The sequence below is a fragment of the Commensalibacter communis genome, from assembly GCF_947179105.1.
In the GTDB taxonomy this organism is placed as follows: Bacteria; Pseudomonadota; Alphaproteobacteria; order Acetobacterales; family Acetobacteraceae; genus Commensalibacter; species Commensalibacter communis.
Genome location: NZ_CAMXCK010000001.1, coordinates 88,214 through 112,049 on the forward strand (window position 1 = coordinate 88,214; position 23,836 = coordinate 112,049).

A 23,836-nucleotide genomic window follows, 5' to 3' on the forward strand; every position below is an offset into this window, starting at 1 on the left:
CTAGGACTAATGGTTAAAATATAGAATTCCACATACGGCTAAAGAATCCAGGCCCTTTTGCAGTTGGTTTTTCGGCTTGGTTTGAAGCGAGATTATATTTCTTTAGATCATTATAGGTGTAACGATACCATGTGCTGTTAGGATAGTTATAACCAAGTATGGATGCTGTTTTACGGGCTTGGTCTGTTAATCCAAGTTTTAAATATACCTCAACAGAACGGTGTAATGCTTCTGCAACATGGTTTGTTGTTTGGTAGTCTAAAATAACGCGTTGGAACCGTGTAATTGCCGCTTCATAGTTTTTTTGTTGCTCATAGAAACGACCAACTAACATTTCTTTACCCGCCAAATGGTCGCGACAAAGATCAATTTTTAATTGTGCATCGCGCGCATATGAAGTGCCAGGAAAGCGATTAACCACATCATTTAAAGCACTCAGTGCCTCTAACGTACTTTGTTGGTCGCGCGTTACGTCAGAAATACGTTCGTAATAACATAAGGAACGTAAATAAAATGCATAGGGTGCATCGGGGCTGTTAGGATGTAACTGTAAAAAGGTTTCTAATTGCTTGACGGCTTCTGGATATTTGTTTTGTAGATAAAAAGCATATCCTTGCATCAATTGTGCATTAGGAGCGTAGCTAGAATATGGGAAATTTTCTTGTAACAATTCAAACTGCTTTGTCGCCAGTTTGTAATGTTTTGTTTTGATCGCATCTATACCATTATTATAGAGTTGCTCAGCGGTTCCTTGCTTTACATTTGCTTCGGAAGCGCTTGTTTCTAGTGTTTTTTTCTCACCTTTACTATCACTACCACTGCCGCATGCGACCAAACTAGTCACAAGCAGGACAGAAAAAAAACCGCGTGATATATGTTTAAACATATGTGAGTGTGTTTTTGGATTCACTGTAACCACAGTTTGACAACTTTCTGCTTTAATAAAAATGGCACAATACTTGATAAGCGAAATATTTTTATATCATGTCGTTAGAGAAGTTGAAGAACTTTATTTAAAAAATTTTCATTTTAATTTGAAGTGAGGTTTTTAAGCCTCTTGTATTTGATGTGTTGGGTAGGAAAAATTTACCAATTGTTCTGGTGTAATTGAACGTGCAGAGCTAGGTAAATAACACCATGCTTTTTTATCAGCCATTAATTTTCGTAACAAAAGATTATTTAAACTATGGCCCGATTTATGACCGATGAACTCACCATGTATACGAACATTGGCCAAAGACAAATCGCCAATTGCATCAAGCATTTTATGTTTTACAAATTCATTCTCACAACGTAAACCATTGGGATTTAATATAGTATCATTCTCAACAACGATAGCGTTCTCAAGGCTTCCGCCTTTGGCTAGCCCCATTTTGTGAAGGATATCAATTTCACTTTTTAGTACGAATGTGCGGCAGTGCGCTAATTTTGTTTTGAAGTTTTCTGGCGTAAGTTGCATTTTAAAGATTTGTTTGCCAATGGCCGCAGCAGGGAAATCAATTGATAAATTCAAAGACAAACCATTATATAATGATGGATTGAGTTCCGCAAAAGCATCTTTGTGTTCGACACGGACAGTTTTCAAAATTTTAATGCTTGGTATAACTGCTAGTAAAGTTTGGCGACCTGCTTGCTCAATCAATTCATTAAATTGCGAAGAAGATCCATCTAAAACAGGAAGTTCTGGTCCATCACATTCAACAATAATATTATCAATTTGATTGCCTGATAAAGCTGCCATAAGATGTTCTATGGTTGCTATTTTTATAGAAGGATTATTCGGACAAGCGATCACAGTGCTTAACGTAGTATCAACTACATTGTTGTAGTGGGCTTGAATAGGATGATTATTAAGATCGGTTCTGCGAAAAATAATCCCTGTCCCAGCAGGCGCAGGTAATAATTTAAGATTTATATATTTCCCAGAATGCAATCCCACACCAGAAAAAGAAATCGGCGTGGAAATTGTATGTGCAGGTGCAACTGGAGATTGGATCAAAGGAAATGAAGAATAAATAGTGCGTGCAGTTAGTGGCAAAGATTTTGTTTGTATTTGATCCATAGTTTTTTCCGATCTAAATTTGATGCAACTATATTTAGATTAATACTTAGAGAGGAAATAAAACGAATGCCAGTCAAAGATTGTTGCATAGTGTTACGAGAAACGGATGATAGGGCATAAAAAAAGGTCTCTAAATTAATCTTCAGAGACCTTCTAAAAAAACAGAAATTAGGATTTTCGTCTTAAAAATGCTGGAATATCAAGACCTTCTTCGTCTAACTTAACTTGCGTTTCGCCGTTTGATTGACCTTGTTCTTCTGTATTACTAGTAATAGAAGGTTCGCTTTTCCCTTGCTCATTAGAAGGGTTAGGATAGTTTTTATTTCCGCGTAGTGCCCCAGTTACAATACCAAACAGACTTCTTGATGGAGGAGGAGGGGTGTCATCTTGACGATGATGAGAATCAGAGAACAAACCTGAACGAGGCGATGTTTTTGCTGCACGTTCTGGAATCGCATCTGGGGAAGGCGCACGAGGTTCATCACTGTTATGTGTTGCGCTGTTTGTTTCGATAGGAGTTTCGATTTTTGGTTGGGTTGCTGGTTTTGCCATAGCAGGCGGTTCTTGATATTTTATCGGTTCAGGAACCTTTTGTGTTTCAACTGTTTCTACAACTTGACCAACATTGGTGTTGGTTGTTCTATTTGCGTTCAAAGACGCGGCTTCTGGAATAACAACTTTTTTCTCAGGTTCACTTGACGGTGCAACAGGAGACTGTTTTTCGTATTGTACAGGGCTTTCGATACCTGTCGCAACGACAGAAACTCTAATTTTACCCGTCAGGCTTTCATCAATTGCCGAACCGAAAATAATATTGGCATCTTCTGCAACTTCTTCACGAATCCGATTCGCAGCTTGATCGACTTCAAACAAAGTAAGGTCAGAACCACCGGTAATATTAATTAATAATCCACGAGCCCCAGACATAGAAGTATCTTCCAATAATGGATTAGAAATAGCAGACTCAGCAGCACGAATCGCTCTATTTTCGCCTTCTACTTCGCCTGTACCCATCATTGCTTTACCCATTTCTGCCATGACGGTTCGAATATCAGCAAAGTCAAGATTAACAAGACCAGGCGACATCATTAAATCGGTAACACCCTTGACGCCCATATATAGGACTTCATCCGCCATTTTAAAGGCATCTTGCCAGGTTGTATTTTCGGTCGCTGTGCGGAATAGATTTTGGTTCGGAATAACGATTAATGTATCTACAAATTGCTGAAGTTCGGCAATACCAGTTTCTGCAAGGCGTGCTCTTCTTGCACCTTCGAACGTAAATGGTTTTGTAACCACACCTACGGTCAAAATACCACGTTCACGTGCCATACGTGCAATTACGGGTGCTGCACCAGTACCAGTACCCCCACCCATGCCAGCAGTAATGAATACCATATGAACATTTTCCATATGACGGGCAATTTCTTCTGCGGCTTCTTCAGCTGCTGCACGTCCGATATCAGGCTTTGCCCCAGCTCCTAACCCTTGGGTCAAGTGTGGACCAAGTTGAATACGATTATCAGAACAACTTTTCATTAATTGTTGCGCATCAGTATTTGCAACAACAAATTCAACCCCTTTGAGTTGTAATAAAATCATATTATCAACAGCATTAGTACCGCCACCACCAACACCAAAAACTGTGATACGAGGTGTAAAATCAGCATAGGCAGGTTGTGGAATTGTCAAATTGAGTGTCATGGATATCCTCGAACCAAGTATAGCTTTATATTTTGTAAAGTAGGATACATTAGAAAAGTGTTAGAATCCAAAGAAATATTTATATATGTATTCTGATAAACTCAATAAGCTTTTTCAAAAAACCCTCAGATTTTTTTTCTGCGAAATCCAAATCTGCTAATGTGCGACCATCTCCCGCAGCCCAAGCCAATAACCCAGCAGCCGTTGAAAAAGCAGCTGAATTTGCTGTGTCGTCTGGTAAGCCTATGATATTATTTGGTTTTCCCAACCGAATTTGTCGATTTAAAATCCGTGCAGCTAAAGGTCCAAGCCCATCCAATAAAGAGCCGCCCCCTGTTAAAATGACTCTACCATTAGCAGCATTGCCAACATTTGCATTGTCTAAACGATCACGGATCAACTCTAATGTTTCCTCAATTCGAGGGCGAATAATAGAAATAACTCGTGATAGTGGTATTTTTGTAACTACTTCATAGTCATCATCACCAATCATTTGAATAGGAAGCTGTTGATATTCATCATCATAAGAATATTCAGCACTACCCCACATGGTTTTTAACCATTCGGCGGTATCAATAGAGGTTGACAAAATACCTGCAATATCTCGGGTAATATGTGATCCACCAATAGGAATCTGAGACGTATAAAGCAGCTGGCCTTCTCCAAAAATGCCAATAGAGGTCGTTCCACCCCCCATATCGACAATTGTTGCACCCAATTCCCGCTCATCAGGTGCCATTACGGCAAGTCCGGCAGCTAGAGGCGTGGATATAATGGCTTCAATTTCCAGCTCTGCACGCATTAAGACGGTTGCAAGATTACGCAAAGCCGTTGCGGAAGTATCAATAATATGTAAACGTGTGCTTAATAACTCACATTGATGACCACGAGGATCTTCAACCCCAGAGGTTTCATCGACATTAAACGCCAGTGGTAGTGCATGAATAATTTCTCTACCATCTATTTGTGCTCTTAAAACCCCTTCGTTAACCAGTCGATAAATATCATGATTATTGATTTCTTTGCCGCCAATAGGCCAATCAACATTAAAAAGCTGACTCTGAGGTTTTCCACCTGACAGATTAACATAGATCTTACTTAAACGGCGTTCTGCGGCTTCTTCTGCTTGACCAACAGCTGATCGAATGGCACGTTCTGCGGCTTGCAAGTTGACTATCCCACCTTGTTTCACCCCGTGAGATCGACGCCAACCATATCCTAAAACTTGCAGTTGGCCATTTGACTTACCTTGTCCAATTAAACAAGTAATTTTATTACTGCCAATATCTAAAACACCAAAAATCCCCGGCAACCAGTCTTTTTTATAAGGAAGATCATCTGGGGGAAACACACGGCTTTTTACCAGTTGTCTTGACTGTGCCAAAGTCAAAGCATTTTTGTCATGATTTGTATTATGATTATTTTTTTGAGCTTTGTTCTTGGAAGAAGTTAGCTTGCTCATGACCTTTACCCTGTTTATAAAGCAAAATGCTTAAGATTTAATGTGCGCTTGATGGCGCGGATGTGTTGTTAGAATTATCGGAGTTATTGAGATTATCAGGATTATCAGTATCTTTGGGTTTATTTAGAAAACTTTTATCTTCTTGAATAATTAATCGATCCGCTAAACGTAAATCAATAGTTTTTATAGGTCGATCCAAAATCTGTAGTTCTTTTTGTAGTCGATTTAACCGCTGAAGTGCCGGTAACTCTTGGTTTTCTGGTAGCAAAACGACTGTACCGTTTTTTAAATCCAAATTCCATCGCCTGTTGCCAACACGGACTGCGGCGACGACATGTTGTTTGATTTCAGGTTGCGAGGATAAGATATCAATTAATTCAGAAGCACTTGTATTCGCACCATATCCAACAACTAATGGCAGTTGTAAAAATGCTTTGCCGTCTTTTCCGCTCATGCCATGATCGTTGACGATTTCGCCTTTGCGGTCGATCAGTTTGAAATGATGGTTAAATTGCCACACAGCAAAAGGTGTTCGTTCCGTAATATGAATGATGATGGTATTAGGTAATTGCCTCTTTAACAAAGCATGATCTACAAAAGGGAGGTCATTTAGACGATCTTGAGCATCTTGTACTGAAAAATTAAAAATAGAATCACCAACCTGAATGCCCAAAGCTTCTTTCACATCTTGTTCTGACGTAAGATTGCATCCAGTAATGAGGATTTTAGTAATTTTCATGGGTAGAATATTTGCAACTTTTTCTTGAATAACAGAAAAATGCTGATCGCCAGCCATTTTGAAAACTAGCCATCCACCACCTATAAAAAAGCCGATAATAATAAGTAATAGAATAAAAGGGCGCAATAATCGTTTAGAACGAAGAAGCGCGATCTTACTCTTTGACGGACGGTCGTTTTGATGCTCTGGACGTTTTTTTAAATACGACATCTTGCATGTTCCACCAGCCACGAGCAAAGTTCTGGATAAGATATATTGCAATAAGCCGCTTGTTCAGGCAGTAAAGAGGTTTTGGTCATGCCTGGTTGGGTGTTAATTTCCAAAATATAAAGTTTACCAGGTTTCTCTGGTGTCTCATTGGTATTATCATATCGGAAATCTGTTCTAGAAACAGGGTAACAACCTAGAATCTTGTGCGCTTGTTGTGCGTAATTCATAGCCTCTTGAAAGGCTTTCGGATGTATTTGCGCAGGCAAAATATGCTTTGATTCTCCGGCGGTATATTTTGACGTATAATCATAAAAATGATGTGTGCCAGAAGAAATGTCTGTGATGGTCAATGCTTTGTCTTGCATGACACAGATTGTTAATTCTTTTCCAGGAATGAATTGTTCAATCAAAGCATTATCACCAAAATGCCATTCTTTAACAATATCTTCTCGTTTTTGTTGGCGTAGATTTTCATCTTCTTCTGTAATAATATAAACACCAACCGAAGACCCTTCTTCAATTGGTTTTACAACATAAGGAACGGGGAGAGGATCTTGAGATGCTAATGCTTTAATTGGAATGACTTTGCCTGTGGCAACGGGTAATCCTGCGTCGATTAGTAAAATGCGGGTCATTTGTTTATTCATCGCAATGGCAGAAGAGCAAACCCCACCATGGGTATAAGGGATATTCATCCATTCCAATACACCTTGTATCGCGCCATCTTCGCCAAAACGCCCATGTAGTGCATTAAAGACAACATCAGGACGCTTCTCTTTTAAAAATTGGATTACACATTCTAGATCATCATTAACGATTAAATCGCTGACTTGGTATCCAGCTTCTTGAAGTGCTTCGATAATATTGCTACCACTTGCAAGGCTTACTTCACGTTCAGAGGAAATCCCACCCCGCATAACGGTGACATGTTTTTTGGACATTGACTGTTTACCTATTCTTCTAATGGACGACCAACGCGTTTAATTTCCCAGTGAAGCTGAATGCCAAATTGATTCATGACACGTTTTTTAACTTCTTCACCTAGATTCTCGATATCAGCAGCGGTTGCTGTGCCAGTATTAATTAAGAAATTACAATGCTTTTCACTGACTTGAGCACCACCAACCATCAAGCCTCGGCCACCAACCAAATCAATTAATTGCCATGCTCTGTACTGTGTTTCTGAAGGATCTGGATTACGAAAGGTTGAGCCCCCTGTTCGAGAGCGGATTGGTTGAGAATCTTCACGCTGCTTTTTAATGGCATTCATCGCTTGGGTAATTTTCTCTTTGTCACCAGCAATCCCTTGAAGGCGAGCTTTGGTTACAATAGCATCTTGTGGTAACGAAGAATGCCGATAGCTTAATCCTAATTCGCTGACAGATAAACGTAATAATTGCCCTTCTCGGGTGATAATCTCTATCCAGTCTAAAATATTAGAGAGTTCTGAGCCATGCGCTCCGGCATTCATTTTTACGGCTCCACCAATAGAACCAGGAATACCAATTAAGAATTCCAGCCCTGAAATTCCATGAGCCGCAGCATATTCAGCGACCGTTGTGTCTAAACAAGCAGCACCGACAATAAACCCATCATGGTCGGGTGTAATCTCGTTAAACCCTTTGCGTAGTTGGAAACTAATCCCAGCAATGCCACCATCACGGATCAAAAGGTTAGAAGTCGCACCCAAGGTAAATATTGGCCATTCCAAAGGGATTGTGTTTAAAATATACGAAAGGTCTTCATCATTGGCAGGATTGATTAAGGTTTCTGCATTCCCGCCTACTCTGAACCAACTGCGCGCACTCAAAGGAGCATCAAAATTGATTTTTCCTTGTAGCTTGGGCAGTAAATCAGAAAATGCTTCTTTGGTAAAAAGACCTTGTTGCTGCATATTTTATCCTTTTAAGCGCTTTCTTGTTGTAATTTTTTAAGTTGTTCTGGCAAAGCATGTGCCCAATGGGTGACAGATCCTGCACCTAAACAAATTACCACATCGCCAGGTTCAGCAATTGCATTAATCATTTCCGCTAGTTGATCGGGATGAGGTAATGCAACAACAGATTGATGTCCATGGGCACGCAAGCCCTCGATTAACGCATCACGATCGAAATCCAGAATAGGATCTTCACCTGCGGCGTAAACATCTGCCACAATGACAGTACTTGCGTCATTCATGCAGGAACAAAATTCAGTAAATAAATCACGAAGTCGAGTATAGCGATGGGGCTGAACGACTGCAATAACATTATTAGAGGTTGCTTGGCGTGCTGCCTTCAGAACAGCAGAAATTTCAACAGGATGGTGTCCATAATCATCAATAATACTGATTTTCCCAACCTCGCCTACGCGGGTAAAGCGACGTTGAACCCCTTTAAATGCAGCAAAAGCAGAGCGAATATTATCTTCGCTGATATCCATTTCCAAAGCCACTGCAATTGCAGCCAAAGCATTTTGAACGTTATGTTGACCCAACATAGGTAAACGAAATGGTCCAATACGGCGGTTAATTTGCTTGTGACGGTTGGTGACCACGACATCAAACGTGGTGCCTAATTTATCAGTAATTATTTTGTCTGCACGAACATCGGCCTGAGGAGAAAAACCATAAGTAATTAAACGACGATCAGACAAGTTCGGTAGCATTTTTTGAACGCCAGGATGGTCAATACATAAAACGGCAAATCCGTAAAATGGAATATTGGACACAAACTGATGATAGGCTTTTTCCATGGCCTCTGGGGTTCCCCAGTGATCCATATGTTCAGGATCCATATTGGTAACAATCGCGATGACAACAGGAAGATGTAAGAAAGAACCATCACTTTCATCGGCTTCGACAACCATCCAATCCCCAGAACCCATACGTGTATTGGTTCCATAGGCTTCAATAATACCCCCGTTAATGACGGTAGGATCAAGTTTTGCATGTTCTAGTAATGTTGCAATTAAGCTGGTTGTTGTGGTTTTTCCATGGGTTCCGCCAACAGCAATAGACCAGCGTAGGCGCATTAACTCTGCCAACATTTCTGCACGGCGCACGACGGGAATAAAGCGAGAGCGTGCATCAACAACCTCTGGATTATCTTTTTTAATCGCAGAAGAGACCACGACAACTTGAGCCAATCCAACATTATTGGCACTGTGACCAATATGAACGGTAATACCCAGTTTACGTAAACGTAAGACATTGGCGTTTTCTGACATATCTGACCCTTGGATTTTATATCCCAGATAATGCAATGTTTCCGCGATACCAGACATGCCAATACCGCCGATACCTACAAAATGAATAGTACCAATCGAAAGGGGAAGAGATCTCATAGTTACAGTGCTTTCTTTATCAAAAAATCGCTAAGATGATTATATGGTGATATAGGATTCGATCAAATCTGCCAATTCTTTTGCAGCATTTGGATAGACTAATTGATGGGATTGTGCCGCTTTGCTCAATTTATCAGGGTTATTTAATAAATTAGATAATAGCGAAGTCAGTGCTGTTACCGAAAAATCCTTTTGGTCAATAATCCACGCAGAACCTTCTTGCGCCAGTGCTTTGGCATTATAATGTTGTTCTTGATTAGCAGCAAATGGATAAGGAACGAGAATTGCAGGTCTCCCTGACAAAGACAGTTCCGATACAGAAGAACCGCCAGCACGCCCGATGACCAGATGTGCTTGCTTTAACAAAGAAGACACATTGGTTAAGAATGGCGCAAGCGTTGCTTGAATATTTGCTTTTTCATAGATTTGAGCCACATGGGATAAATCTTCTTTGCGCACTTGTTGGGTAATGCGTAATTTTTGTTTAATCTCGATAGGTAAATTCGCTAAAGCGTATGGAACGATTTCTCCAAATATTTTAGCACCCAAAGACCCACCCCAAATAAGTAAAGAAATTGTATCTGTTGGTGCTTGATAGGACGAAGGGTAAAGTGCTGTGATATCAGGTCGAACAGGTAATCCTGTAGTTTTGATAGGAATATGTTTTGGAATGCCACTGACTTCTGGATAAGAGGTTGCAATAATTGTCGCAAAATGGGACAGCATGGCATTGGCTTTGCCAATAATTGCATTCCCTTCATGGAGGATAATTTGAGGGCGGCGTTTTTTTGAAAGTAAGCGAGCAGCGGTCAAAGGGGGAATAGATGGATACCCTCCGAAACCAATAATTGCAGCAACGGGGTTATTTTGTAGAATTTTCCGAGATTGAGCAATCCCTTTCAGCAATTCAAAACCATTGCTAAGTTTTTGTACGACTGATTTTTTTGCAATCCCACCACCATCAATGACAAATTGTTGGACTTCGTTCCATTCCGCTAATTGAGGATCTTCAATACGTTTATCCGTCATAAATACAACAGGATAATTCCGCTCTCTTAATTGCATAGCAAGTGCTTTTGCGGGGAAAAAATGTCCACCTGTTCCACCTGCAACAATAGCGATTTTGGGTTTGCTCATCGTAAAATACTCCTTTTACTAAAGGGTTGATTATTATTTTTAAAAAATTGAGGAGCTTCAATGCGGCGACGGGTTAATGCTAAAACCATACCAATGGTTAATGCAATCGAAAGCGCTGATGACCCACCATAAGAAATAAACGGTAACGTCATCCCTTTTGTTGGAATAAGATGTAATGTTGAACCCATATTGATAAAGGCTTGTAATCCAAAACCCGTAATTAATCCAGAGGCTGCCAAAATAATAAAAGGATCATCTTCTTTAATCAGTTTAAGTAAGGTTCTGACAACGATAAAGCAAAATATAAAGATGATAAGGCAACAAATAATCATGCCATACTCTTCACCCGCAACGGCAAATACAAAGTCTGCGTGCGCATCAGGTAATAAATCTTTGACGCGCCCTTCACCAGGGCCTCGCCCCCACAATCCACCATTCCCAAACGCACGTAAGGCAGTATCAATTTGATAATGATCGCCCACTTCTGGATGTAAAAACCGTTCTACACGTGACCTTACGTGAGGCAATACAACATACGCACCGACAAAGGCTGCAATCATTCCACCTAAGCCAGAAAAAATCCAGAACATATTCAAGCCGTTGATGAACAATTGGGTCAGCAAAACAGCAGTAATAACGGCTAGCATCCCAATATCGGGTTGAGATTTCAGGATGAATAAAATGACCGCATAGACCCCCAATGCAATGAAGATGCCAGGAATATAGAACCGTTTTTTCCATTCCGTTAACAACCATGCTGTACAAATGGCAAAACAAGGCTTTAAAAACTCAGAAGGTTGCAACGACATGATCGGCAGCGCAATCCAGCGTTTTGCCCCTTTAATATCCATTCCATGTACTAACGTATAAGCAGTCGCAAGAATGGCAATAAACGTGCCAACGATACTTAATTTTTTTATGGTCTGCGTCGAAAGCATCGAAATAAAAATAATGGTCAGGGCAGCAATGCTAAGGAACATGACTTGTTTAAAGATAAAGACATCTCTGGACGCACCAATACGCTGCGCCACAGCAGGGCTGGCCGCCATCATCAGAATGTATCCAAAACCAATAAGCAATCCAACAGAACCAAGCATCCAATGGTCAATATTACGCCACCAACGTGCAAGTAATGAATTATCAGAGCGAGAAATTCCAGACATTGATTTTGGATCCTTAATCCTTTGATGATTCAGAAAGAGAAGATGACAGTTGCATGACAAGTTCAGCAAAACGATCTCCACGTTCTTCAAAGCTGCTAAATTGATCAAAGCTAGCACAAGCTGGTGAGAGTAAAACGGTTGGAATACGATTTTGTTGTGCGTATTGATATGCTTCTGGTACCGCATGTTCAAGGGTGTGAACAATACGATAAGGGACTTGATAGTGCTTTAAGGTTTGTTCGAAAACAGGTGCGTCTTTGCCAATCAGTAAAGCGAGTTTTATACGAGGGAAATAAGGAACAAGCTCATCAATGCCATTTGACTTTGCAAGACCTCCAGCAATCCAAACAAGTTCATCATAACAAGTTAACGCCTTTGATGCGGCATCAGCATTGGTTGCTTTGCTGTCATTAATAAACGTAACGTTATTAAAATTTGCCACAGGTCTTTGACGATGCGCCAATCCTTGGTAAGAGGTTAACCCAGATTGTATTTGTTCTTGGTTGAGACCTAAATGGATAGCCATCGCTGTGGCAGCAGCAGCATTTTGCGCATTATGATCGCCTGGTAAAAAGCGTGCTTTGGTAAGATCAGCAATGATCCCATGTTTGTTCTGTATCAAATGGTCTTTCACCCAGATATTAGCATTGATATTCGTGCCAGCTATCGTTTTAACTTGCATCTTATTTTGTTGTTTAAGTTCATTTGCAATGGTTGCACAGATCGCATCTTCAACGCCGATGACCGTTAATTGATTGAGGTTTTGGTGATCAAATATATGGTGTTTTGCCTCAATATAGCCTTGTATATCTCCATGACGTTCTAAATGATCCGGGGTGATATTGAGTAAACAGGAAATATCAGCAGTAAATTCAGAGAAACGCTCTAGCATATAAGAAGACATTTCTAATACATAAACGCCTTGATCTTCCAACAAAGGAAGTGCCAAAGCAGCAGGGCCAAGATTCCCACCTGCAACCGCTGGAATACCAGCTTCTTTTAACAAATGTGTTAGTAACATAGTTGTTGTTGATTTTCCGTTTGTGCCAGTAATAGCAACAAAGCTCGCTTTTGATCCTGATGCTTTAACGGCACGATATAAAAGCTCGGCATCAGATAAAATAGGGAGATTTTGTTGAATGGCAAGTTGGGCAACAGGATGGGGTTTAGGTAAATGATGAGGAATACCAGGAGACATCACCAACGCATCAAAATCATGCAAATTATCAAATGGCGCAATCAAAGATTTGAGTTCTGCTGGGACTGCATTCCTTGTTTTTTCTTGGTCATCCCAGATTTGAATTGTTGAGCCCATTGCCAGTAATCGTTCGGCAGCAACAATGCCATTTTTTCCTAGACCTAGGATTGCATATCGATAATTTTGAAAAAGAGTTGGTGAAAAATTCATATTAACGCAACTTTAATGTGGCCAGACCAATAAGACCCAGCATGATTGCAACAATCCAAAAACGAATAACAATTTTTGATTCTGATAGCCCCTTTTTCTCAAAATGATGATGTAAAGGTGCCATTAAGAATACCCGGGTTTTGGTACGTTTATACCAAGCAACTTGAATAATAACAGATAAGGTTTCAACAACAAATAGCCCCCCGACAATACATAAAACAAGCTCATGTTTAACGGCAACGGCAACGGTTCCCAAAGCACCACCCAAAGCCAAGGAACCTGTATCACCCATAAAGACAGAGGCAGGAGGGGCATTGAACCATAAGAAACCTAGGCCAGCCCCAATGACGGCGGCACAAAAAATGCCTAACTCACCAGATTGAGGCACAAAATGGAGAAATAAATATTTGGCAAAGATAGCATTTCCGACCAGATAAGCAATTAATGCAAAGACTAAAAATGCAATGACAACAGGCACGATTGCTAAACCATCTAGCCCATCAGTGAAATTAACAGCATTTCCAAATCCAGCAATTACTACCATGCCGAATATAGGAAAGAAATATCCCAAAGGAATCATTAAATTTTGCACAAAAGGTAATGCAACTTGATTGGCAATATCGGGTGGTGTGATATATTGCAACGCAAAAGCAGCTAGAATAGAGATTAAGAATTCTCCACCTAAACGGGTGCGTTTTGATAATCCATCTGTATTTCTTTTGGCTAGCTTTTGATAATCGTCAAAAAAACCAATCATGCCAAAACCAAGCGTTACAAATAATACAATCCACATAAAGCCGTTTGACAGATCGCTCCATAACAACGTTGAAAACGTCAAGGTCAAAAGCATCATGATCCCCCCCATTGTTGGGGTTCCTGCTTTTTCTTTGATATGACGTTCTGGCCCTAGGGCACGAATAGGTTGACCGTCGCGTTGGATTTTATGGAGCTTTGCAATAATATAAGGCCCAATCCACAGGCTTAGGAAAAAGGCAGTAAAACACGCCGCTCCAGCGCGAAAAGTAATATAGCGAAACAGGTTGAATGGAGAAAGATATTCCAACCCAAAACGCGTAATTAGATCATATAGCATTAATTTTTCCTTATCTCTGGAGCGGTTAAAGTGGTTACAATGGAATTCATACGCATCGAGTTACTGCCCTTGACCAAAATTGTATCATTTTCTTGCAATATGTTTCGTATGAAAGGGACTAGCTCTTGTGCAGTTGCACACCATGCCCCTCGTAATGAAGGGGGCAATTGCTCAAATACATTTTTCATCCTTGGACCACAACAAAAAACAAGATCAGCATCGGAAATAATGTGTGGCAACAAAGAAAGATGTTCTTGTTCGCTATAATCTCCCAACTCCATAATATCTCCCAAAACAACAATCTTTCTAGCGGCAGCCAATAACGATAATGTTTGTAGAGCAGTGCGAATGGATAATGTTGAAGCGTTATAGCTTTCGTCTAAAATAAACCCTTTTACTGTCTGTAAAGGTGAAATTCTCCCCCGACCACTGCCTGTTTGGAATACAGCAAGTCCAAGAATAGCATCTTTAATATCCAACCTTAAAGCATGAATTGCGCCGATGACTAATCCTGCATTGCGCACTAGATGCTCACCCGGTGATGAAAGAGTAAAAGCGTAATCTTGTTTTTGAATTGAGATTTGGAAATTTGATTGCTGCGCACCAAGATTGATATTGCTAATTTGTATAGAGGCAGCCACAGAGGTGCCAACAGTTTGTAAGTGGACTTGATATTGCTTGGCAGCATTTTGAAATATTTCTAAACCATAAATTGATTCTGGCACTAACGTTACAGCTTGTGGTGGAAGTGCTGTCATAATCTGACTTTTTTCTTTGGCTATATTATCCAGATTTTCCATATATCCTAGATGAGAAGACGCCACTTCGGTAATAATAGCGATATGTGGGCTGACAAGTGTTGCCAAAGGTGCAATTTCACCAATATGATTCATGCCAATTTCACAGACACAAAAATCTGTATCTTTTGGTAGTCGTGCTAGGGTCAAAGGAACGCCTAAATGATTATTATGCGAACCAGCCGCAGCATGAACCGTTCCATAAGCAGATAACGTCGTTTTGAGCATTTCTTTGGTCGTTGTTTTGCCAACACTGCCCGTAATTGCAATGACTTTGCCAGTAAAACGATTGCGTGCATAGCGTCCCATATCTGTTAACGCTTGCAATGTGTCTTTGACATACAGAATAGGAGCAGTATTAGGTATTTCTGAAATCGGATGACTTACGATTGCACAGGAAGCCCCAGCATCTAGAGCTTTTTGGACATACGCATGTCCATCACTATTTTCACCCATAATTGCGACAAAGATATCGCCTTTTTCAATTGTGCGTGTATCGATTGAGATACCATTACCTTTGATGGAGGTGGAATAAGAAAAAATTCCATTGGTTGCTTGGATAAGGTCTGTTTCAGTCCATAAAACGCTCATAGGCTACTCACATATTTTCGAATAATAGTCACGTCATCAAAAGGATGAACAACAGAACCAATAATTTGTCCTTGCTCATGACCTTTTCCTGCGACGACTAAAATGTCGCCACTTTGTAGCTTTTTTATGGTCTGGGCGATGGCTTCTTCTCGACCTGCAATTTCCAATGCAGTCGGAGCACCTGCTTTTACTTCCTTGCGAATATAGTCAGGGTCTTCTGTCCGAGGGTTATCATCGGTGATAATAACGTAATCTGCATATTTTGATGCTTCTTGTGCCATCAAAGGGCGCTTGCCTGCATCTCGATCTCCGCCAGCGCCAAAAATAACATATAAGTCGTTATCAGTATGGGGGCGTAAAGATTGCAACAAATGTGCTAGCGCATCAGGTGTGTGTGCATAATCAACATAAATTGCTGCACCATTAGGCAAAATAGCAGCTTGTTCCATTCGACCTCTGACCCCTTTAAGGTGAGGTAACAGAGGGATGAGGTTGGCGATATCTTGTTCATTTTTAGCAATGAGCGCCATAGCTAATAAAATATTATCGACCTGATATCGTCCTAAAAAAGGGATAGTTACTGAAAACACATCATCAAGGGTTGTTTTGATTTCTAACTTTTGCCCTTCCGGTAAAGGCGTTACAGAAAGAAGTTGTAAAAACTGTCCTTGCTCTCCAATCAATCGTAAATTTTGTTTTCGATCTAAAATAGCTTGCTTAATTTTTATTAAAGCATCTGGATCCATATCCGCATTAACGCCGGCAATCCCACCAACGGGCAAAATATTCTTAAATAACCTTAATTTTGCTTCTAAATACTGTTGGAAATCATGGTGATAATCCAAATGATCGCGCGTTAAATTGGTAAAGCCAGCCGCTTCTATCGTTAATCCATCTAAACGATATTGATCCAAACCATGCGAGGATGCTTCCAAAGCAAGATGTTGCACATTATGTTCAACTAAGCTTGTCAGGATTTCATGTAACATAATACTATCAGGAGTGGTCAACACAGGTCCTGTATAGTCATAATTTGTATTACTAATAACCCCTAAAGTACCGATTGTTGCGGCTTTAAAATTTTGTAATTGCCAAATTTGTCGGATGAAATCGGCCGTGCTAGTTTTTCCATTCGTTCCTGTGATTGCGACTTGATGTTGTGGATGGTTTGGAAAGAAAATAGCCGTCATTAATGCTAAAACATAACGTGGGTTATCACAGTGAATAGCAATACATTGATTTGTTTCAGGAAAAGATACATTGGTTGGTAAAAGAACAGCGCTTGCGCCTTTTTGAATAGCCACATCAATATAATCACACCCATTAGACTTTGCCCCTGGAAGCGCAGCGAAAAGATACCCTTGTTGTATTTTACGACTATCTAACGTTATTCCTGTAATTTGAGTGTCACTCGGAACAAGGGGTAAATGAACATGGTGAAGCAGCGCATTAAGAGAAATCATGGTAAAAGGAGCTTTATTGTGATCGTGTTGAAGAAGCTTTGGTCGAAGGTTTCTTTTTACTCTTTTCTGGGCGATTTAAGCGAGGATCGCCTGGATCATTTCCTGGACCTAAAGGTCTTACCCCTCTGGGTACAGGGGGGCGCAGCGGAATAGCAAGCTGAGCATCAATGGTTGCAGCATCTTTGGTATTTGGAAATAAATTCAAAATTGGGCCAATACGTCCAATAATTTTAGAGACTGCTGGGGCGGCGTTCCATCCCGCTGTTGTCCAACCATGCGTTTCTTTGGTTGGTTTTGGACTGTCCAACATGACATAAACAGCATATTTAGGATCATTCATTGGAAATACAGCAGTGAAAGCGGAAACGTTGACGTGCTTTAAATATCCACCTGATTTGCTGACTTTTTCACTGGTACCCGTTTTCCCGCCGACAAAATAACCTGGAACTTCGCCGTTTTTACCTGTTCCCTTGGTAACGTCTAGACGTAGAATTTTTCTTAATGTTTCTGATGTTTTTTCGGAAAGAACACGCTCGCCTTGAGCCTTAGGTTGTGGTGTTGGGGCATTGTTATCTACGGGTTGTTGTGAAAGATCATTATTACTAATATCTTGCAAGGATAACAATGTTGGTTTCAGTAAGATCCCTCCATTGACTGTCGCCGCTGTTCCACGAACAATAGCTAACGGAGATTCAGCAATACCATGACCAAACGCAATCGTCATCACAGTTGATATACCCCAATTTTTGATTGATGGTACAATGGGTCTTCCTGATTCTGGTAACTCTATGGGAACTCGAGCTAAAAAACCCATTCTTTGCATCCACTCTCTTTGCCTCTCTGCTCCAACGTCTAATCCGATGTGGGCAGAGGCTGGATTGGATGAATAAGCCATGACTTCTGGCAAAGAAAGATAAGGGGGGAAATGATCAGTTCTTAAATCTTTAATCGTGAACCTACCAACACGAATTGGGGCTGTTGCAAAACGATCCCAAATATGGGCCACGCCCAATTCAAGTGCCATCGCAACATTTTGTAGCTTAAATGTTGAGCCAGGTTCATACATCCCAGTTGTTGCTCGGTTAAAACGAGAGTTAGGAGGGGCCTTACTAAATTGATTAGAATCATAGTCCGGCAAGCTAATCATTGCCAAGATTTCACCCGTATGAACATCCATCACAATGCCACAAGCTGCCTCTGCTTGGAATTTATTCTTTGCCGCTTCAACTTCTTCTTGAACGACAGTTTGAACATGGGTGTCTATTGATAATCTTAAGGGGTGGCGCGTATCCATTAACCGTTGATCAAAATATTTTTCAACCCCGGCGATCCCATGGTCGTCGATATCAACGCTGCCAAGAATATGAGATGCCAATCGCCCCAAAGGATAACGACGACGCTCACCGGCTTCGAAATATAATCCTGGTATTCCCAGATTATTAATCGCAACTTCTTGCTGTGGGGAGATATCGCGAGCAAGATAAACAAATTGCTTTTTAGAAGACAAGCGTTCATAGGTTTGATTAATATCAAGTTTCGGCAAAATTTCTTTTAGTTTTTTTGAAACGTCCGCAGGATCAATAATTTCTAAAGGATTGGCATAAACTTGTGCAACAGGCAAAGAAATAGCTAGTATTTGACCATTGCGATCGATAATGGACGCTCTTTTAATTTGTGGTAAAGCAAAATCACCAGACATCACGCCTTTGGGATCACTTTTAGGTATCGCAGGAACTTGAGGGGCTATTTGTTGCTTTTGTGGGGCAAGCGGCATTAAAATAGTCGCCATTGTCAGTTTAAAAGAAACTGCACCATACAAACAACAAAAACCACACGCTGTAATGAGTAAGCGTGCTCTGGTTTTATCCATCCGATTATAGTTTTTTTTCTTCTTTTTTATATTAACGTGTGGTTGTGGCTCAGCACGATTTTCCCTCTCTTGAGCACGAGGGGAACCTTGATTCCGATCATCCCTGTATCGCATTATTTTTTATACAACCTTTGAGTTTACGGTGCAAAAGGTACAGGAGCAGGAAGCGCTTCGTCGCTACTTCCTCCTAAGGCAGACTCAGAATGTGCAACTGTGACTGTAGAAGAGCGTTTCTTTTGTATACTATTGGAGGGGGACTGTGTTTGTTTAGGTTTTGAAGTTTTGTTGTGAGAAAAAGGATTTCCACTTTGAATGTTGTAAGCGACATTCTCAATATGATTTTTCTTAATCGTTTGTGGTTTTAAATTTGGAGTATCCACAGAATCATTGGTATCAGCTGTCTCTATGGGTTTAACTTTTTTGCGATGTGTTGAGAGAGCTGAAGCAGGGGTAATAGATTGATCTGTTAGGCTATTCTCTTTTGGTTTAGCGTTTGCAACAACAGATGGCTTTTTAATTGTTTGTGCTTTTAAAGCATCAGTGGCTTCAGCGATTTCTGTAATTTTTACTTTTTTGCGTTTTACGGGTGCAGGTGCAACAACAGGTTCAGCTGGAGCATTGGTTGCTGTCACAATAGGTTTGATTGTTTGTTGCGGCTTTTGTTGTAACATAGGGGGGGAGGCATCTGCATTATTATTGGCAGGAATAATAATTGGTGGTGCTTGAACAGATGATGTTTGATGAAGATCTTTTTGAGCACTTGTTGCATCAGCAATAATATCGCCAGATTGTCCATGGTTTTGGGCAACGTTCTTAACCAAATCCTCACGTGTTTTGTCTTTTTCAGGAGTCTTGGTAATCGGTGGTAACATAGAAGTAGCCGCAGACATTTGAACAAATTGTGATGGGCTATATGGATGTAATACGGGTATAAATTTAGCAGATAATTCTTTTAATCGATCAGGTTGGTTAAGCAATGTCCACTCTGTACGTAACATGGCCGTACGTGACTTAATTTTTTGTGTATCATACACAATTTTTGTAATTTGTTTGTCAAGGAGGGTTGTTTTATGCTTTTGGGCGTACAAAACCATACCAGAAACCCCAGCAAAGAAAACACAAAATAAAGTAAATGGACGGATCATCATAGGGAAATTTTCCTTTTATCAGATCATGTAATACGTTTGATTGCACGCAGTCTGGCACTACGTGAACGAGCATTAATATAGCATTCTTGTTCAGAGGGACGTTGTGGTTTCGAGGTCAATAATTCAAAACCAACCTTATCCTGTGACTGAGACAAGGAAAGAGGAAGGTGCCGAGAGGGTTTTGCAACCCGTCCAGCAGCTTTATTCATAATATCTTTGACAATACGATCTTCCAGAGAATGGAAAGAAACAACAATTAACTTTCCACCAAGCTTCAATAAATTTAATGCGGCATTAAGAGCCGTATGGATTTGCTCTAGCTCATTATTAACTGCAATACGCAACCCTTGAAAAGAGCGTGTAGCAGGGTTGATCTTACTTTTGTCCGTTGGGATCGTTCTTTGGATAAGGCTTGCTAAGTCTTGAGTTGTTTCAAAGAGAGATTCTGCACGTCGAGCAACAATTGCTTTTGCAATTCGCCGAGAAAAACGCTCTTCACCATAGTGGAATAAAATATCTGCAATTTCGGTCTCAGAAAGATAATTTACTAAATCAGCCGCGGTTTTTCCCGTGCGGCTCATACGCATATCTAATGGCCCATCAAAACGAAAGGAAAAGCCTCGATCTGCTTGATCCAGTTGAAATGATGAAACCCCAAGATCTAGAACAATGCCATCACATTCGGTCACTTCTTGTGACTTTAATAATGAGTCGATATTTTCAAAATCCCCTTGCAACAAATGTAGAGAAGGGAATTGTTTTTGAATTTCTTGTCCACGTGTAATTGCATCAGGATCTCGATCAATCCCCCATACATTACAATCAGCAGCAGCGAGAATTGCTTTGCTGTAGCCGCCGCCACCGAAAGTAGCATCGACATAAACGCCATTGGTTTTGGGTTCCAACCATGCCATTACTTCATTAAGCATGACAGAGAAATGTCCGTCATGTGCAGGATAGATTTCTTGTGTCATGATTCTATCCTTTTTTTATTGGATTGTGGCGTGATTGATGGGTTTTTTTGTTGCACCTTTTGACGTGCGGTTTTGCAACGTTCCGCAGCAGCAGAAGGTTCCCAAATTTGAAAAATGGTTCCAAGCCCCATAAATGTTACTGCATCCGTTAAATTCGCATGTTCTTTTAGAACATCTGGCAGTAATATGCGACCTTCACGATCTGAATCAATGGGCCAAGCTTCTGCATAAAGAGTGGTGGCGATATCATCATGCTCTTCCGAAAATAGGTCTAGACTATTTAAAGAGTTTGTTAATTCAGAAAAAATAGATAAAGGCCACCCTTCGATGCAAGGCATTTTATGAGAGGGTCGAAAAATAAGGGGATTATTTTCTTTAGATTGTTCTTTGCGTAATGCAGCACGAAAGCTTGCAGGTACAGAAACCCTTCCTTTGGCATCAAGTTTATTTTGATGTGTACCAAGGAATAAGCTCATTCTTGTGTGACCCCCTTTAAACGTGCTGCATAAATAAGAAAAAGAAACTTTAGAATCGATAATCTATTTTCATCAGAAATGATTATGTTCTTTTATGGGATAGCATGGGTAATCGTGGGAGGTCAAATGTTTAGAATTAAAATTTCTCTTATTTTCAGTAGGTTTTGTCAAATATTTCATATTTTACTTTCAGAGATGATAAAAAAGTTTCACTTTTCGATATCAAAATAAAAAATAGTTGAATAAAAACGGATACATAAAGGGGATTAAAGTCAGATAGCGTATAAGCCGGGTTCTGTGAATGTCCGAAGACAAGCGATGACCATTCATCTAGAACACGATTCGCATCGTATTTCATGCAACCAACCCGGATAACAAGACGGAAATTCTTCGACTATCTTGCGATAATCCGTTATCCCTATTAGGTTTTGCTCCTGGTGGGGTTTACCCTGCCATTCTTGTTACCAAGAACGCGGTGTGCTCTTACCACACCATTTCACCCTGACTTGTAATTTATTGAATACTCAACAAATTCCGACAAGCGGTTTGTTTTCTGTGGCACTTTCCCTAAGGTTACCCTTGCCAGCCATTAACTGGCACCATTTTTCCGTGGAGCCCGGACTTTCCTCTCTTTATATACCAATAAAGATTTATAAACAGCGATCATCTGGCTATCTGACTGCAAAGATAAGGACTGTTTTTATGGCAAAAGTCAAGAAAAATTACTTTTAGATTCTATTTTGCTATGATTATATTTCTTAATATGGTGGAGCAAAAATTAATATGAAATGTTATGTAGTCGATGCTTTCAGTAATGAAATATTTAAAGGAAATCCAGCTGCAGTTTGTATTTTAGATCAGTGGGTTTCTGATGAATTGATGCAAAAGATAGCTCAAGAAAATAATTTGTCTGAAACTGCATTTGCAATCAAAAGCAATCAAGATCGTTTTGAGTTGAGATGGTTTTACCCTAGGGGGTGAAATTGATCTTTGTGGGCATGCCACATTGGCAACAGCCTATATCTTAATGCGTTTTTTTGACGTTGAAGATCAAATTATATTTGATACAAGAAGTGGTGCTTTAAGGGTCTATCAAAAAGGAGATCTATACGAATTGGATATGCCTTCTTATCAATTAGCGCCTGATACCATCACGAATATTATAGAAGAAGCAATTGGTATTCGTCCTCAAGAAGTGTGGAACGCAAGGGATCTGGTTTGTATTTTAGAAAATGAAGATTAAGTTAAATCTGTTATTATTGATGAGCAAAAAGTAAAAATATTGGATGGATTACTTTTGCACGTTACTGCACGTTCTACCAAGTATGATTGTGTTACCCGTAGTTTTGCACCGAAACTTGGCGTTTTAGAAGACCCTGTGTGCGGGTCAGGTCATTGTCACATTGTGCCCTTATGGGCGAAAAAATTAAATAAGACAACATTAATTGCTTTGCAGGCTTCACAACGATCAGGGATTTTATATTGTCGATATGACAAGGACAGGGTTTATCTTGCGGGAAAAGCGGTTTTATATTCGATTAACGAATTATTTCTTGGTTTACTGAGTTAAGCTATATTTGTTTGATCTGCGTGAAATCAAAATTCTGCCCTTTGGGATTTTCACCGATACGGATAATATTTGGTTTTAAATAGGTATAGGGTGGAATTGGTAAATTATATGGGGCTGGCATAGATTTATAGACACGTCCGGCTAAATCAAACCTTGAGCCATGACACGCACAATTATAAAAGCTGCCTAATTTAGCGCCTAGCTTTAATGTCGGCACACAACCTAAATGCGTGCAAGATCCAATTAAAACAACAGTTTCTGGACGAATTGAACGGTGCCAATTTTGGGTATAGGAAGGCTGCTGTAATTCTTTACTATCAGGATCTCGTAATCGTGTGATTAAGCTTGCGTCTTGTAAGGCCTGAAGCGCCTCTGTCGGACGATTTAAAATAAAAACAGGATGTCCTTGCCATGTTACGGTTATTTGCTGCCCTGCCTTTAGAGAAGAAATATCAATATCAACAAAATTTTGTTCAAGTGTTGTGTTTTGAGAACTAAGGCTGTTTAGAAAAGGCCAGGCCACAACAACCCCTCCTACAGTCACAGAACTGGCAGTTAATAATTGTAAAAAACTGCGACGATTTTGTGAGGGAGGTATTACAGGTGTTGGTGTGGATGGATTGTCTGTCATTTGAATTGAACCTT

22 protein-coding genes and 1 other RNA gene are annotated in these 23,836 nt (G+C 40.2%); 3 read left to right on the forward strand and 20 right to left on the reverse strand.

From position 1 onward, the window contains the following. Window positions 1-13: 13 nt before the first annotated feature. From PQG52_RS00445 to rnpB, 19 genes are all read right to left on the reverse strand, one after another. Window positions 14-886, reverse strand: a complete 873-nt coding sequence (locus tag PQG52_RS00445; protein ID WP_271789424.1) for an outer membrane protein assembly factor BamD — start codon at window positions 884-886, stop codon at window positions 14-16. A gap of 162 nt (window positions 887-1,048) precedes the next feature. Continuing rightward, entirely contained in the window at window positions 1,049-2,062 is a 1,014-nt protein-coding gene (gene lpxC, locus PQG52_RS00450) for a UDP-3-O-acyl-N-acetylglucosamine deacetylase (protein ID WP_271827417.1), read from the reverse strand. Window positions 2,063-2,230: 168 nt separating this feature from the next. Beyond that, window positions 2,231-3,766, reverse strand: a complete 1,536-nt coding sequence (ftsZ, locus tag PQG52_RS00455; protein WP_271827418.1) for a cell division protein FtsZ — start codon at window positions 3,764-3,766, stop codon at window positions 2,231-2,233. A 79-nt stretch (window positions 3,767-3,845) separates the two neighbouring features. After that, window positions 3,846-5,228, reverse strand: a complete 1,383-nt coding sequence (gene ftsA / locus PQG52_RS00460; RefSeq protein WP_271789421.1) for a cell division protein FtsA — start codon at window positions 5,226-5,228, stop codon at window positions 3,846-3,848. A 37-nt stretch (window positions 5,229-5,265) separates the two neighbouring features. Continuing rightward, the gene (locus PQG52_RS00465) at window positions 5,266-6,177 is read right to left on the reverse strand and encodes a cell division protein FtsQ/DivIB (RefSeq protein WP_271789420.1); all 912 of its coding nucleotides are present in this window, start codon (window positions 6,175-6,177) and stop codon (window positions 5,266-5,268) included. Then, the gene (locus PQG52_RS00470) at window positions 6,165-7,118 is read right to left on the reverse strand and encodes a D-alanine--D-alanine ligase (protein ID WP_271827419.1); all 954 of its coding nucleotides are present in this window, start codon (window positions 7,116-7,118) and stop codon (window positions 6,165-6,167) included. The genes PQG52_RS00465 and PQG52_RS00470 overlap by 13 nt, the downstream gene beginning before the upstream one ends. An 11-nt stretch (window positions 7,119-7,129) precedes the next feature. Beyond that, complete coding sequence (gene murB, locus PQG52_RS00475) at window positions 7,130-8,071, reverse strand: UDP-N-acetylmuramate dehydrogenase (RefSeq protein ID WP_271827420.1); 942 nt, start codon at window positions 8,069-8,071, stop codon at window positions 7,130-7,132. 11 nt (window positions 8,072-8,082) lie between these two features. Beyond that, window positions 8,083-9,501, reverse strand: a complete 1,419-nt coding sequence (gene murC / locus PQG52_RS00480; protein WP_271827421.1) for a UDP-N-acetylmuramate--L-alanine ligase — start codon at window positions 9,499-9,501, stop codon at window positions 8,083-8,085. A gap of 39 nt (window positions 9,502-9,540) precedes the next feature. Next, window positions 9,541-10,638, reverse strand: a complete 1,098-nt coding sequence (gene murG, locus PQG52_RS00485) for an undecaprenyldiphospho-muramoylpentapeptide beta-N-acetylglucosaminyltransferase (RefSeq protein WP_271827422.1) — start codon at window positions 10,636-10,638, stop codon at window positions 9,541-9,543. After that, complete coding sequence (locus PQG52_RS00490) at window positions 10,635-11,801, reverse strand: FtsW/RodA/SpoVE family cell cycle protein (RefSeq protein ID WP_271789415.1); 1,167 nt, start codon at window positions 11,799-11,801, stop codon at window positions 10,635-10,637. Before PQG52_RS00490 ends, murG begins: the two co-directional genes overlap by 4 nt. Window positions 11,802-11,814: 13 nt before the next feature. Next, a complete protein-coding gene (murD, locus tag PQG52_RS00495) occupies window positions 11,815-13,209 on the reverse strand; it encodes a UDP-N-acetylmuramoyl-L-alanine--D-glutamate ligase (RefSeq protein ID WP_271827423.1) in 1,395 nt (464 codons plus the stop codon). A 1-nt stretch (window position 13,210) separates the two neighbouring features. Continuing rightward, window positions 13,211-14,302 (reverse strand): phospho-N-acetylmuramoyl-pentapeptide-transferase, encoded by a 1,092-nt coding sequence (gene mraY / locus PQG52_RS00500; protein ID WP_271827424.1) that lies wholly within the window; start codon window positions 14,300-14,302, stop codon window positions 13,211-13,213. Then, entirely contained in the window at window positions 14,302-15,690 is a 1,389-nt protein-coding gene (locus PQG52_RS00505) for a UDP-N-acetylmuramoyl-tripeptide--D-alanyl-D-alanine ligase (RefSeq protein WP_271827425.1), read from the reverse strand. The genes mraY and PQG52_RS00505 overlap by 1 nt, the downstream gene beginning before the upstream one ends. Then, a complete protein-coding gene (locus tag PQG52_RS00510) occupies window positions 15,687-17,153 on the reverse strand; it encodes a UDP-N-acetylmuramoyl-L-alanyl-D-glutamate--2,6-diaminopimelate ligase (protein ID WP_271827426.1) in 1,467 nt (488 codons plus the stop codon). The genes PQG52_RS00505 and PQG52_RS00510 overlap by 4 nt, the downstream gene beginning before the upstream one ends. A gap of 13 nt (window positions 17,154-17,166) precedes the next feature. Continuing rightward, on the reverse strand, window positions 17,167-19,137 hold the full coding sequence (locus tag PQG52_RS00515; RefSeq protein ID WP_271827427.1) for a peptidoglycan D,D-transpeptidase FtsI family protein: 1,971 nt from the start codon (window positions 19,135-19,137) through the stop codon (window positions 17,167-17,169). 23 nt (window positions 19,138-19,160) lie between these two features. Continuing rightward, a complete protein-coding gene (ftsL, locus tag PQG52_RS00520; protein ID WP_271827428.1) occupies window positions 19,161-20,171 on the reverse strand; it encodes a cell division protein FtsL in 1,011 nt (336 codons plus the stop codon). Window positions 20,172-20,194: 23 nt separating this feature from the next. Further along, entirely contained in the window at window positions 20,195-21,145 is a 951-nt protein-coding gene (rsmH, locus tag PQG52_RS00525; RefSeq protein ID WP_271827429.1) for a 16S rRNA (cytosine(1402)-N(4))-methyltransferase RsmH, read from the reverse strand. Then, complete coding sequence (gene mraZ / locus PQG52_RS00530) at window positions 21,142-21,621, reverse strand: division/cell wall cluster transcriptional repressor MraZ (RefSeq protein ID WP_271827430.1); 480 nt, start codon at window positions 21,619-21,621, stop codon at window positions 21,142-21,144. The genes rsmH and mraZ overlap by 4 nt, the downstream gene beginning before the upstream one ends. 268 nt (window positions 21,622-21,889) lie before the next feature. Beyond that, window positions 21,890-22,300, reverse strand: an RNA gene (rnpB, locus tag PQG52_RS00535) — RNase P RNA component class A. 104 nt (window positions 22,301-22,404) lie between these two features. Between rnpB and PQG52_RS00540 the strand changes: the two genes are divergently transcribed. From PQG52_RS00540 to PQG52_RS00550, 3 genes are read left to right on the forward strand one after another with little or no spacing between them, the layout of a single operon-like run. Next, window positions 22,405-22,602 (forward strand): PhzF family phenazine biosynthesis protein, encoded by a 198-nt coding sequence (locus PQG52_RS00540; protein WP_271827431.1) that lies wholly within the window; start codon window positions 22,405-22,407, stop codon window positions 22,600-22,602. A gap of 25 nt (window positions 22,603-22,627) precedes the next feature. After that, window positions 22,628-22,864 (forward strand): hypothetical protein, encoded by a 237-nt coding sequence (locus tag PQG52_RS00545; RefSeq protein WP_271827432.1) that lies wholly within the window; start codon window positions 22,628-22,630, stop codon window positions 22,862-22,864. A gap of 39 nt (window positions 22,865-22,903) precedes the next feature. Further along, entirely contained in the window at window positions 22,904-23,191 is a 288-nt protein-coding gene (locus PQG52_RS00550; protein WP_271827433.1) for a PhzF family phenazine biosynthesis protein, read from the forward strand. Between the two features lies 1 nt (window position 23,192). Here the strand turns inward: PQG52_RS00550 and petA are convergent, their stop codons facing one another. Further along, entirely contained in the window at window positions 23,193-23,822 is a 630-nt protein-coding gene (gene petA / locus PQG52_RS00555; RefSeq protein ID WP_271801047.1) for a ubiquinol-cytochrome c reductase iron-sulfur subunit, read from the reverse strand. Window positions 23,823-23,836 lie beyond the last annotated feature (14 nt).